Genomic DNA, 12,478 nt, shown 5'->3' with positions numbered 1-12,478 from the left:
ACGTTGACCAACTCCGAAATCAACGAGCGCCTGGTGCATAACGTGCTGANCGAAGGTCATCACCGCCGCCATGTGCAGACCCTCAACGCCACCTTGCTCAATGCCCAGGCGACCTTGAATGCCAAGCTTACCGAGGTCGGGCTGACCCCCTTACGGGCAGCGCGCGGCGGCATGTTCAGCTGGGCGACCATCGAAGGGTGCGAGTTGTCGGCACGCGAGATTGCAGACCGCGCCCGGCAGAAGGGGATCTGGCTGGCACCGGGGGATTTCTTTCATCTGTCGGCGCCGCACAAGACCAGTTTCCGCTTCAATGTGGGGTATGCGGATGTGCCGGAGTTGTTTGATTTTTTGCGGGGGTTGTAGGCCGCCTAAGGTGACCGACGCCCAGGGCGCAACACCAGCCATGTGGAGCTCACGATCAGCAAGCCGCCTATCCAACCCTGCAAGGACATGTGCTCCTTCATCCAGATGACGGCGATGAGCGCACCCCAAAGTGGCTCGCTACCCATCAGCAAGGCCACGCGTGACGGACTTGTGCGTGCCGCAGCATAGTTCTGGACGAAGAAGGCAAGGATCGTACAGAGCAAGACAAGAAAAGCCATGGCCCACCAGAACGCCGGCGTGGCCGGAATCGCCGTCCAGCCTGGACCGGGCGCGAGGGTCATGAGCATGAGCGAGCCAACGGTCATGACGCCCATCTGGACAGCGGTCAGGGTGAGCGCGGGCAATTTGAAGCGCAGGCTTTGGCGGCGTGTCAGGCAGACCATCACCCCGCGCAGGACGGCCGCCAGCACCATCAAACCGTCGCCCAACGTCAATTGCGAAAGGTCGCCGCCTCCCTGAAATGCCAGTAATGCCGCGCCGAGAAACGACAAGCCACAGGCCATCAGCGCTGCCCGGTCCGGGCGCTCTCCCAGGAAAAGCCATTCGCACAATGGCGTGAAGACCACGCATAGACTGATCAGGAAGGCGGCGTTGGAGGCTGTCGTCTGCGTTACCCCGAAGGTCTCGCAGACAAAAATGGCCAGCAGAATGGCGCCCAGCAAGCTGGCGCCTGCCAGTGAGCTTTTCCATGACGCCACTGAAGTGATGCCGCGCAATGCGGGTGCCAGCAAGAGAAACGTCAAACCGAAACGCAGTACAAGAAACTGCAATACGGGTAGCTCGGTCGTGGCCAGCTTGGCGGCGCTATAGCTCCCGCCCCAGATTACGGCGACCAGGAGCAGCAGCCATTCGACGGGTTTGAGGAGCAGCCAATATCTGTTCCCGGTTTCAGAGTGTATGACGAAGGGCTTATGCATGGGGTCTCATGGTTGGAACTGTGAATCTTGTGTCTTGGCATGTCATTGCCGGCTGGGTTGATTGTTCAATCAGCTGGTGTATTGTCTTGGGGCTGGGGAGGTCTGACTAGATGGGGATGAAGAACAGGAGTTGTGCCGCATGAGAACAAATGATCTGGTCGATGTATTGCATGAACTAGTCACGTTCGTGCAAGTCGTGGAAGCCGGCAGCTTTTCTGAAGCAGCCCGCCAGCAAGGCATGACGCCTTCGGCCGTCAGCCGCCAAGTGGCTCGGCTGGAAAAGATGATGGGCGTCTCGCTGTTTCAGCGAACGACGCGGCAGCTGCGTCTGACCGACGCGGGACTGGATGTGCTGGAACACGGGCGCAAAATGGTCTCTGCCGCACGGGCCACGCTCCTGGCCGCTGAAGGCCATGCAGGTACCCCCAAAGGTCTGGTCAGGATGAGCGCCCCCAAGGCCTTTGCCCGTCGCATCCTGCAGCCGGTACTGCTGGAATTCCTGAAATGCTACCCCGAGGTGGATGTGCATCTGCTGGTCGTTGACCGGCCGGTGGACCCGCTGCGCGAAGGGGTGGACTTGGTGATCCGCCTGACCGATGTTCCACCGCAAGGCATGGTGGCGCGGCCACTGCTGCCGGTAAGGCAACTGGTGCTGGCGAGCCCGGATTACCTTGCAGTCCATGGCGCGATCAATCATCCAGAAGACTTGATGAGCCATAGTTGCCTCACTCTGGGTGAGGAGGAGCGCGATAACCGCTGGCGTTTCGTTTCAGGAACCGAATCGGCAGAGATCATCGTGGCAGGACGATGCGCCGTCAATCACAGCGAAATGAGATTGGCGGCCATCGAAGCAGGCATTGGTGTGGGCTGTGTTCCCGATTTTGTGGCCAACGAAGCCGTGGCTGCCGGTCGTGTCGTTCGTCTGCTGCCGGAGTGGAACTTCGATATCAACTATCAGGGGATGGCCTATCTGCTTTTCCCGGCGTCTCGTTATATCGCTCCCAAGATGCGGGTGCTTATTGACTATCTGGTGGGGGCTTTGCAGTTGCAAGTCGCGCAGAAACACGCCGTTGAAGAGGCATTTTGATTAATCATTAAGCGCCTTAAAACGAAGACCAGAGGCAAACCTATGCATCTCAATCCCGACCATTATTTGCAGACAGATGCCGGTCGCATCTTTACCCCCGAACGCAATGCTGCAGCATGGGAGTGCTTGTATACGGATTTATCTGAAGCGCTTCAGGCTTGCCCGCGCCAGATAGTCATGGTTCTCGGCGTGCAAGGGGCTGGCAAGTCCACCTGGGTCAGGGAACGATTGTCGCAGTCAGGGGATACCATCTATGTCGATTCGACTTTTGCCACAGTGCTTCGTCGAGCAAGGGTCATTGAGATTGCCGCAAAAGCAGGAGTTCAGGTGTCGGCGGTATGGATCAAGGTCGCTTTGGAAACAGCGCTTCGGCGTAACAGGGAAAGACCGGTTGACGAGGTTGTCCCGGATGAGGCGATTGAAAATGTCTTCAGGATCTTCGAGCCACCTTCGCTTGCTGAAGGTTTCTGCGAGGTACTGATTCTCGCTGACTTCCATTCTGTTAAGTAGGATAGGACAGCCGTTCTAGAATCAAATCGCCTGGTTCTCACTTATTTCGACCCATGCATGGGTTAGGGCCGTTGCCTGGTCTCTTGCCAATGACGGAAAAGAAAAACCAGAACGCAGACGGTGAGCACGATCGCCATCTGCTCAAGATCGTCAATGTCGAGCAGTCCTGGGCGACCATGCGATTTCACTGTCACCAATAGACCAAGAATGAAAATGAGTGCAGGTTCACGCCACTTGCGAGGGATCTTCTTCATCGTCTTCTCCATTGCTACCCGAGTCAATCTTGCATAACCATAGCTCACAGCCACGCTCCAGGCCGATTTTTCGTCTGCGGCTAGAATACTGCTGCCTGAGATGGCTTGCGACCGGTTGAGAATGTCCTGATCGATGGCCGTTCTCAGAAGGGTGAGCTAGCTGTTGGCGTAGAAGGGCGATTACGATATCACAGAGATGGACAAAACGTGCATGAGAAGAAGCTATCCTAGTAACCGCAGCTTTACTTGGCTTGAAGCGAACCGACGCTTGTGGGAAAACTGCGAGCGCTGGCTCAAAGGCGTAAAAAATCGAGTCTGCTTGTCACTGATTTTTGGGGCGCTGATTTGAGTGGCAACCATGCCGCCGAGGACAAGCCCATGGTCTTACGCCTCCAGCGTTTGGCACGTGTCATGTACTCAAGAGCTGCATTAGCCAACTTGCTTTCACTGAAACCTGGAGAGCGAGGCTTGAGATTCGCGATGGCACGATGGCGGAAAATCTTGCGTTTCTTGTGATGCAGGATAATACAGGTTCTCGATGACTAGCCTGATATTGCTACCCAAACGGCGACCCGAAAGTTAACCGATCATGCAACCTGTACACCTCTCACAGTTCATTGCTGCCATCGAGAAGTCTTCACTCTCCCGATGGGCAACTCTCCTCCCATGGCAACTGACTGCGCAAAGCGACCAGATCGTGCGGCGAATGCTGGCAGACCTCGACCCTTCGCAATTCCGCATCGAGAACGAAGTCGCCATCCACGTCACTTCCGTGGTTGAACAAGGGGTGATCCTGAAAGGACCGGTCATCATCAGCGCTGACGTATTCATTGGCGCCCATGCCTATCTTCGCGGCGGTAACTGGATTGATGCGAATTGCTCCATTGGCCCGGGATGTGAGCTGAAGTCGTCCTTTCTCTTTGCAGAATCCCGGTTGGCGCATTTCAATTTCATCGGCGACTCCATCATCGGTCGGGATGTCAATCTCGAAGCGGGCAGCGTGATCTGCAATCATCGCAATGAGCGTGTCGATAAGGATATTGCTGTGCGTGTCGATGGTGATCTGGTCAGTACCGGCATCACCAAGTTCGGTGCCGTGGTGGGAGATGGGAGTCGTCTAGGAGCCAATTCGGTAGTCGCGCCTGGTGGGCTACTACGGCCGGGTACCATCGTGGGGAGAGGGGCGTTGTTGGATGAGGATGCGGGTCAGGCATAAACACCCATGAGCGAAATTGGCCAGTAAAAAATATCGTTTTCTCTGGACGGTTGGCTCGCACGTTTGCTCTGGGATAAAGTCTATGCCGCAGGTCAAAGAAGGCCTAAAGCGGACAAGCGAGGACATGAAGGAGTGCCAAGAAAAAGTTAAGGTTCAATATCTTTGGAAAGCTCATCGCTGTGACAGACTCATGCAGCGCTTGCCTGCTATTTCGCGGCGCGGCAGCTAGACAGCACGCTGTTGCTGGCGATTTCCTACAGTGGCTTCTTCCTCAACCTATTCAATCTCATCCCATTGTCACCCCTCGACGGCTGCCGTATTACGGCGGTGTTGTCTCCACGTCTATGGTTCGTCGGCGTTCCGGTATTGATAGCGCTGTTCGCTTACCATCCAAGCCCTATGCTGATCCTGGTGGCGATCCTGGCTTTGCCGCAACTTCGGCTGGCTTGGAACTACGACCCAGGTCATCCTGACCAGGCGCGCTATTACGGAGTTTCGCCCTCGACCAAGCTCAACTACAGTGCTTGCTACTTGGCGTTGATCGCATTTCTTGCCATGATGACGCTTGGCGTACATGACATGTTGGGTACCGTGCGAGCGCTTCACTCCTGATCTCGGAGTCAGATGTGCCGCGTGTTAGCCTCGATGCATTCTCGCTGCCACTATATCAATAGGCCTCTTTTCTCCTATGCATGTTCCAGAGCAGTCGAACTTGATTTCCTTGGATCGAAACTGGATCCACCGCACACCTTATCCGCCATTAGGTTTTATACCGTTTTTCGACAATTCATTAGGAAACGGTGACACCTTTGGACTGTATTGGCCGATTGGACGGGAAACGCTGGAACCCATCGTTGTCGAAACTTGGCATGATTCCTGGGCAATACAACCTGCCTACTCTTCTCTTGCTTCGTTTCTGAGAGCAACTCAGTCCGCTCCAGATGACCACCCTGAGCCACCGACATTGTTGGATGACGCCGCTTCTCCCCGCGCCTGCTTCTTCGCTGCCAAGGAGTCGAGGGAGGTGGACGTAATCATTAAGAATCTGGAAAAAGCCACTACCATCCTGCCGGAGTACACCGATGCCTTGTCTTTGCTATGGGCTCAATACGTTCGCGCAGGTCCTATTGAGGAGGCTATCGAAATCGCTCTGCGCGCAATCATTTCTCCCCCATGTTTTGGCGCACGACCCTTGAAGGCCTTGCGCTGGCTTTGTGGGATGGAGTCATCATTGCCATCGGCAAAGGAAGATCCAATTTGGCTGGCCAGGACGGAGCTCAGACTTTCGTTTGGTGGCAAAAAAGAAAATGGAGATTTTCCGATTCTATTGAACGCCATTCACAGCTACTTGGCCCAATCGAAATTCCTTCATGCTTCAACTTTGATGCAGACCTATTCTGAACTCATGTGGATGGAGACCGTTTCATTCAGAGAACGTTATGGCTTCATTCCTGATGAGTTCATCGAATGGCAGATCGAGGTCAGCTCGAGACATGCAGTCGGGTCACGGGTCGTTGAGATATGAAATGCGGAAGTAGCGGCAAAATGAAATCCCGATTTTTCGGCCCATCGGTCAAGTAGAACAGCGCTCAGTCGACCATGTTACATGGACGGTTAGAGTGTTCCTGAGTTGGCCGTGGAGACAGCGATGGGCTAGAAGCGGTCATTGCCGATTCGATGTATAAGCACCACCTAAGGCTCATGGAATTTAAAGATTTGATCGAAAAGGCAAAAAGCCCGTCGCTTGTCATCGGAAGATATTGGCGTTTTCTGCGCACTCTCAGATCTGCCAATGGATGTCAGACTGAACAACTGCGCCTTGGAACTGGCCAAGGCATATGCTGATGGCGGCGTAAACTTTGCTGTCGGAGATGAAGTGGCGAACGTTCTCTTCGGATATGCCGCTCAACAAGGGGCAATATCTGATTTTCTGTTTGATGTCTTTCTGGCTTTTGATGCTGGTGAATTTTATCCAGATAGCACGACGCGATCTCCATCTCCAGAAGAACGCTTTACTCGATCTGGGATCGCCACGATTTTAAAGAAGTATGATGGTCGGTGAAAATTTTCCTAGTCACTGGAGGATTTTGGATGAGCAACGCAGAAGGCAGCTTCGCCACTTTCGCAGCGCTGAACTCGTTACCTGAAAGTGATAGATCTCGGGTGCCGCTCTTGATTGAACTAATGGCGATGGATGATCATGATTTTCATGAAGACATAGTGTTTGAGCTTGGCCTTCTGGGCGAGCCTGCTGCCATTCCTACGCTCGTCAAAGCGGTTGAAGAACCTCCTCAATATATTGTGGACTCGGGGGAATGGGGGAGTCTTCACGAGTTTCAACGTAAGTGTGCATACGCCTTAGCCCGCATTGGTACGCTAGAGTCTCGTCTTGCTCTTGAGTACCTGTCCCGGCACGCGAACCATTATTTGCGGGAATATGGTCAAGAAGGCTTAAGACATTGGTCCATGACTTACGGTTGGCCTTGAGTGCACAGATCCGCACTGGCATCACCAAGTTCGGTGCCGTGGTGGGAGACGGGAGTCGTCTAGCCAATCCGGTAGTCGCGCCTCCGCAGCTTATGGGTGGGCGTGCCTGTTGACAGAGGGCGGTCTCAAGGAACCCGCCCGAGGGCAGGTTCCGGTCCATCCAAAAGGTTGACTTACAGCAGTTCTTGGTGGAATGGCGAGTGAGGCGGCACCGAACCGCCGCGACGCAGCACCATCTGCTGCAGGCCATTGATGGCGGCTGCGACCGCGCCGCTGGCGAAGCCACCCTCGGCAGTGTTTTCCTCGTTGATGAAGATGGCGCCATCGCTCATCTTGAGCAATGCACCGAAGAGTACCCGTGTGTTGTCCAGTTGGTTGGGGGCGTCCATCTTGAAGGCACCATACTGATGCTTGGTCAGGCTCCAGTGGGTATAGGAGATGCGCTGCTTGCTCTGCTCCACAACGTCAGCGAGATTCTTGAGTTTCTGGTGGACTGCATCCCCCGGATTCTGCGAGGCGATGTCGCGCAGTGTACGAATGTAGTTATTGAGCTGCTCATCACCGCTCATACCGGCTACTTTGGTGGCATTGTCGCCCAGCGTATAGCTGGGGTAGAACACCGCATTGTCGCTGCCGGGCAGTGCCGGCACCAGATAGGATTGCTGGAACAACTTGCTGGCCTGAACGTTGCCCGGAAGCTCCACACCGCTCATCAAGTCCTTGGCGATCTTGATGGCCATCTTGGTTGCGCCGACGACATTGGCTTTTTCCATGGCATTGGCGAATTCCTCAGGCATCAGCGCTTCCGAACCTTCCTGGGGACCAGTCAGGCCCAAGCGCACGGCTTCCCGCGGGCCACCCGCGAAGAATAGTTCGTCATAGGATTCGACGCTGACCTTTTGGGTTTGCTTGTCCAGCGAACTGACGTAGTACTTGCCATCCTTCTTCTTGATCCCGGTCACCTCGACACCAAGTCGGATGGCCTGCTGTTGTTGCAGCGATTGCGCCCCCTCTGGCAGGTCCTCGGTATCGTTAAGGACCGCATACAGCGGTGCATCGGCGCCGTCCACCAGCGCCACATGTCCCTCCAGACGTTCGTCCGCCAAGAAGCGCATTTCTTCCAGGAAGCCGGTGTTGTAGTAGCCCTCGTAGCCACCGACACCAATGCCGGTAGCGCCGAAGGTCTGCCACTCCTTCTGGTTCCATTCGATGCCTTTCTCTTTGAGCAGAGTATCCAGTCCAGAGCGGAAGTTGTGGCTATCGAACTTCTTCTTGGCGGCATCACAGAGTTCGCGGAACAAGGCGGTGTCGGCAGCGTCGCGCGCGGCCCGAATGGGGGCCAGCAAAGGTTCGGTCATGGAGCGCAAGACGTCCTGAGCGACCTTTTGCATGACCGCATTGCCAGGCGACTTGCCAGGTTCGGCTTCGTGCACCTCATTGCCGATGATGTAGGAAGTCTGAACCGAGCTTGAGTTGGGAAACGGCACGTGTTGCAACTGATAGTGTTCGGCCAGGCTCCAGTAGACGTTGCCGCGCGTGGTGTGGAAGCGCATCCCGCCCGGATGCAGCGGCGTCGGACTCATGGAGCCGTCCTGGCGTGGCCACCTTCGGGCGCAATGCGACCGCCGATCTTGTCGGCCTGCTCGAGCACGACTGGCTTGACGCCCAGCCGGTTCAGCCCATCGGCGGCGATGATGCCGGCTGGACCGGCACCGACCACGCATACTTTGAGATTCTCGGCCACGCCCGGTGGCAATTCACCGACCTTGCGCTTGTTGTCCCAGAAGAACCCGGTGTAGTCATACATGTGATCGAGCGGCATGGTCATGCGCAAACTGGCGAAGCGTTGCTTGATCATCGTCCTGACTTGAGCGTCCTCGCCGGCACCCTTGAATACCGTGGCGAGATTTTTCTGCGCAGTCGGGGTGCAGGACTTGAGCAAGCGGGTGGCCTCGTCAGGTTTCATGTTGACAACGGTATGTTCGACCCAGTCCCGTACAGGTGAAAGTTTGGCATCCGGGGTCGTGTCGATTGCAGTATCACCCAACAGGTGGCTTTGCTCGCTGCCCAGCGTATTGAGCACATTGCGTTTCTCGGCTTCACTCAGGCAATGCCAGTGCAGCGTGATTTCCAGATGATGCTGTTGGCGCTTGGGGCCATCGGCCAGCGCACTCAGGTTGTGGCAGAGGGCATCGGCAAGGTCTTCGCGTTCACTGGGCCATTGGCCGGCGACTTCCTGGAAATAGCGCCCGACCGATTGTGGATTGAGCGGCGGAAGAGGCCGACCGATCGTAGACAACGGGGCTTGCTCGTCGGGCGAAGCGTCTGCTGCGCCGCTGATGCGCTGCAGATGCGCGCGCATGTCTACGCGGCCTGCGGGCCAGGCAGGCGCGCTTGCAGTCAGGACTTCGGTATTGAGCGCGGGGATCAGTACTGACAAGCGCGCGCGTTTGGCCACCGGGCTGTCGATACGGGCAGAGGAGCCGCTGGCGACCGCCGAAGTGCTATCCCCGGTTGGGATCTGGGTCGAGGTTGTGGCTGCCGGTACATCGGCAGCAGAGATGGGCAGGGAGTGATCCGCGCCCGAAGTGATTTTGGTCATGGGATGGATGTCTTGAAAAATGATGAAGTGTCTGCACGCCTGCGCAACGATACGCGGCACCGGCAGCGACACTGGAAATGGATGGTTCGGAATTCGGTAGATTTGGGAAGATGTTTTTCTGCATGTCCGGCACCGAGATTGCCTGCCCGGACGATGGGTATCGCCCACCTTGGCGACACGCAAAAACGATCAACAGGAAGAACCCGACGAGAGAAAGTAAAATCATATAAATAATAAAACCGAGCCATAAGACCGCCGCCCCGAAGAGCACAGGTCGGGTGTGCCGATAGAGGTTCAGGGAAACGGGCGGTAACGCAACCGTATCAAGCCACCGTTGCCGTCGTAGATAGCGAATGAGACAGGTGACAAGTTGATGCGATTGTGAATTTATGTTGCCGGGCCAGATGGATCAGTTCCATCCCTTACTTGGGCGCGACGCTTTCGGTGGAAAAGAACCGCACCGCAGAGGCCGGGGAACCACTTTGCCCATCAGTCGGCAAGCGCCCTCTTGAGCAAGCGCTCTTCGCTAAGGCGCAACGGCTTGGTAACAGCGGTGGGGCGTGGTATTGAAGCCTCAGTTGCCGCGGCCGCCATTCTTTTGTTTCGGGGCAGGTACAAAGCCCAGTTTTTCCATCGCATCCTGCGTCTCCAGCAACATGGATGCCACTTCGGCTACCGTTACCCGCAGGCTGGTAGCGCGTTCCCTCATGAATTGGTATGCGCTTTCTTCGCTGTGCGCCTGATAGTCGACCAGTACCCGGATCGCCTTTTCAATCTGGCGCCGTGACTTGATGGTCGATTCGAGTTTGTCTATCTTGGCCTGCTGGCGTTGCTGGAATCCTTGGGAAGACCTTGCCAGTACCAGCGTACTCAGTATCCCCTGTGAACGGAACGGGCGGGTCAGCACACCGTGCGCCTTGGTATCGAGCAGCAGCTTCAAGGTGGTCGGGCTTTCATAGTCGGAAAGTGCCACCAGGGCAGCGTCCACGGCGCTGGCATTCCATGCGGTGCGCTCCTCCAGCTCCTGGGAGATCTGGAAGAAAATGACATCGGCTCCTGCCGGCGGCTCAACCGGGCTGGGCCAGATGACGCGCAGACGACAGCCGATACGCTGTAACTGCTGAATCACGACGTCGCGATCCTCTCCTGGCGGATAGACCACGGCCACGCAAATGCTGCGCAGGTCTTCGTAAAGTCTTCGTAGGCTTTGTCCCATGATTTCACCTCAGCCAAAAGTCGGAAAAGCCGAAAGTGGACAAGTAAGGATCCGGCTTGACCGGCTCCGACGCCTCCCAGGCAATATCGAACTGTCCGTCGCTGCGGCAAATGCCGATGCGCGGGGTGAGGGCACAGTGATTGTTCTCTGCGTCGACGCTGATGCGGCCTTCGGGTGAATCGAAGGACACAGCGTGCGTGGCCTCCACCAGCTTGCGCCGGTCCAGGCTGCCGGCACGCTGCAAGGCCCGAGCAAAGAGATGAATCTGGGTGTAGGCCATCTCGGACCAGGTACTGGTGGGACGGTCATTGAAACGCTTGCGCCAAAGCTCGACGAAATGTCGATTGCTTGCGTTGTCCAAGGATCCGAAATAGGTCGCTGCGGTAATGTGGCCGGCGCAAATTTCGGGGCCGATCAAGCGCACCTCCTCTTCTGCCATCGACAGGCTGGCGATGGGCGTGACCTTGGGGTCAAAGCCGAATCCCGGATAGAGCTGGTAAAACTGCCGCGCCGATTGGCCGACCAAGGTCGAAAAAACTACATCGGGCTGGGCTGCCCGGATCTCTGTGAGAATCTCTTCCAGCTCCGCCCGCCCGGCTTCCAGGGGGAGGTAGATTTCGTCGAGCACCTCGCCGCCATGCTGTTCGACCATGTCACGCATGAGGCGATTGGATTCGCGTGGATAGATGTAATCGGTCCCCACCAGGAAGAAGCGGGTGCGCTTGTTCTGCATCAAATACGCGGCCAGCTGCACACTGTTCTGGTTGGGTACCGCACCGGTATAGATCACGTTCGGCGAATACTCGAAACCTTCGTAGAAGGAGCAGTACCACAGCAATGCGTTATTGCGTTCAATCACCGGCAGCACCGCTTTGCGGCTGGACGAGCGGGAACACCCGAAGACCACGTTGATTTCGTCTTCCAGCAGCATCCGCGTCACCAGCTTGCGGTATTCGGTAATGTCGCCCTTGGGGTCGTAGGCGACCGGAATCAGCGGCCGGCCGAGTACGCCGCCAAGCTGGTTGATTTCTTCAATGGCCAGTGCAGTCCCGAAAAAATGCTCGGACTCGGTCACGCCCGTCGCTCCCGAGCGTGAAAACAGCACGCCGATGCGCCAGCCGTCTTCCCGGCGTGGCGGCTTGTCTCCAGATGGATGGATGGTCATGAGCTGTCCTTATCGGTCGAACAACGCCTGCAATTGCGTCGCGTCGTGGGTAGATTGCAGGCCGAGCATCAACAGGATACGCGCCTTCTGTGCACTGAGGTCATCGGCAAAGATCGCACCTGCCGCCTTGAGCGTGGCTCCGCCGCCGTCGAATCCGTAGGATGGCAGCACCCGGCCGTTGGCCACCCGGGTGGAAATGACGACCGTCACGCCCTGAACAATAGCCTCCCGAATGGCCTCGTACAGGGCGGCATTTACGTTGCCGAAACCGAGCGCTTGAATCACGATCCCGCGTGTACCCAGTGAGACCGCAGCGCGTAGCAGATCGCCGCTGGCGCCGCCGAACATGGGAATGATCTCCACCCGCGGCAACGTGCCGCCCAGCAGAGGAAGGTATTGGCGGCGCAGCGGACGGCGCGCGAACACGATGCGATCTTCATCGGCCACACCCAGCACGCCGAAATCCCCCGACTTGAAAGTCTCGACATCGGCAGTATGGGTCTTGCTGACATCTCGTGCGGCGTTGATCTGGTTGTTCATGGCGATCATGACGCCCATGTCACGCGACTCGGGGCAGACGCATATGCGCGCCGCATTCAGAAGATTGCGCGGTCCGTCAAAATCCGGGCTGGAACCATTG

The 12,478-nt window shown here is 56.6% G+C and carries 13 protein-coding genes and 2 pseudogenes; 8 read left to right on the top strand and 7 right to left on the bottom strand.

The window, feature by feature from the left end; genetic code table 11:
- Window positions 1–363 (top strand): annotated as a pseudogene (locus tag I5W_RS26860) (PLP-dependent aminotransferase family protein); the annotation flags it as partial.
- 5 nt (window positions 364–368) lie between these two features.
- On the opposite strand, the gene I5W_RS26855 reads toward I5W_RS26860, so the two are convergent.
- Window positions 369–1,301: a DMT family transporter gene (locus I5W_RS26855; protein ID WP_044531555.1), complete on the bottom strand. Its 933-nt coding sequence runs from the start codon at window positions 1,299–1,301 to the stop codon at window positions 369–371.
- Between the two features lie 139 nt (window positions 1,302–1,440).
- Between I5W_RS26855 and I5W_RS26850 the strand changes: the two genes are divergently transcribed.
- Entirely contained in the window at window positions 1,441–2,388 is a 948-nt protein-coding gene (locus tag I5W_RS26850) for a LysR family transcriptional regulator (protein WP_044531554.1), read from the top strand.
- Window positions 2,389–2,430: 42 nt separating this feature from the next.
- Window positions 2,431–2,898: an AAA family ATPase gene (locus I5W_RS26845; protein WP_017450078.1), complete on the top strand. Its 468-nt coding sequence runs from the start codon at window positions 2,431–2,433 to the stop codon at window positions 2,896–2,898.
- A gap of 62 nt (window positions 2,899–2,960) precedes the next feature.
- Here I5W_RS26845 and I5W_RS26840 read toward each other — a convergent pair whose 3' ends face one another.
- Window positions 2,961–3,152: a hypothetical protein gene (locus tag I5W_RS26840; protein ID WP_252717248.1), complete on the bottom strand. Its 192-nt coding sequence runs from the start codon at window positions 3,150–3,152 to the stop codon at window positions 2,961–2,963.
- Window positions 3,153–3,741: 589 nt separating this feature from the next.
- Here I5W_RS26840 and I5W_RS26835 point away from each other — a divergent pair.
- The 5 genes and pseudogenes from I5W_RS26835 (at window position 3,742) to I5W_RS26815 (ending at window position 6,855) form a co-directional block, all read left to right on the top strand.
- Complete coding sequence (locus I5W_RS26835) at window positions 3,742–4,368, top strand: LpxA family transferase (RefSeq protein WP_044531552.1); 627 nt, start codon at window positions 3,742–3,744, stop codon at window positions 4,366–4,368.
- 186 nt (window positions 4,369–4,554) lie between these two features.
- Window positions 4,555–4,980: pseudogene (locus I5W_RS26830) on the top strand (site-2 protease family protein); the annotation flags it as partial.
- 100 nt (window positions 4,981–5,080) lie between these two features.
- On the top strand, window positions 5,081–5,893 hold the full coding sequence (locus I5W_RS29175) for a hypothetical protein (protein WP_148289210.1): 813 nt from the start codon (window positions 5,081–5,083) through the stop codon (window positions 5,891–5,893).
- A 294-nt stretch (window positions 5,894–6,187) separates the two neighbouring features.
- A complete protein-coding gene (locus I5W_RS31790; protein ID WP_159106159.1) occupies window positions 6,188–6,430 on the top strand; it encodes a hypothetical protein in 243 nt (80 codons plus the stop codon).
- 29 nt (window positions 6,431–6,459) lie between these two features.
- Window positions 6,460–6,855, top strand: coding sequence for a HEAT repeat domain-containing protein (locus I5W_RS26815; RefSeq protein WP_044531550.1), 396 nt, complete (start codon window positions 6,460–6,462; stop codon window positions 6,853–6,855).
- Between the two features lie 173 nt (window positions 6,856–7,028).
- Here the strand turns inward: I5W_RS26815 and I5W_RS33765 are convergent, their stop codons facing one another.
- From I5W_RS33765 to I5W_RS26795, 5 genes are all read right to left on the bottom strand, one after another.
- Window positions 7,029–8,438 carry an FAD-dependent oxidoreductase gene (locus tag I5W_RS33765; RefSeq protein ID WP_252717247.1) on the bottom strand — a complete coding sequence of 470 codons (1,410 nt, stop codon included), beginning with the start codon at window positions 8,436–8,438 and terminating at the stop codon, window positions 7,029–7,031.
- Window positions 8,435–9,457 (bottom strand): NAD(P)-binding protein, encoded by a 1,023-nt coding sequence (locus tag I5W_RS33760; RefSeq protein WP_252717246.1) that lies wholly within the window; start codon window positions 9,455–9,457, stop codon window positions 8,435–8,437. The genes I5W_RS33765 and I5W_RS33760 overlap by 4 nt, the downstream gene beginning before the upstream one ends.
- Window positions 9,458–10,031: 574 nt before the next feature.
- The gene (locus I5W_RS26805) at window positions 10,032–10,673 is read right to left on the bottom strand and encodes an ANTAR domain-containing response regulator (RefSeq protein ID WP_181459101.1); all 642 of its coding nucleotides are present in this window, start codon (window positions 10,671–10,673) and stop codon (window positions 10,032–10,034) included.
- A 4-nt stretch (window positions 10,674–10,677) separates the two neighbouring features.
- The gene (locus I5W_RS26800; RefSeq protein WP_017450068.1) at window positions 10,678–11,838 is read right to left on the bottom strand and encodes a transporter substrate-binding domain-containing protein; all 1,161 of its coding nucleotides are present in this window, start codon (window positions 11,836–11,838) and stop codon (window positions 10,678–10,680) included.
- A gap of 9 nt (window positions 11,839–11,847) precedes the next feature.
- The coding region (locus tag I5W_RS26795) for an asparaginase (RefSeq protein ID WP_044531548.1) at window positions 11,848–12,478 on the bottom strand (631 nt) is incomplete at its 5' end.

It is taken from the genome of Herbaspirillum sp. B65, from assembly GCF_000333555.1.
Taxonomy (GTDB): Bacteria; Pseudomonadota; Gammaproteobacteria; order Burkholderiales; family Burkholderiaceae_D; genus Herbaspirillum; species Herbaspirillum rubrisubalbicans.
This window is presented reverse-complemented; position numbering and strand designations above follow the sequence as displayed.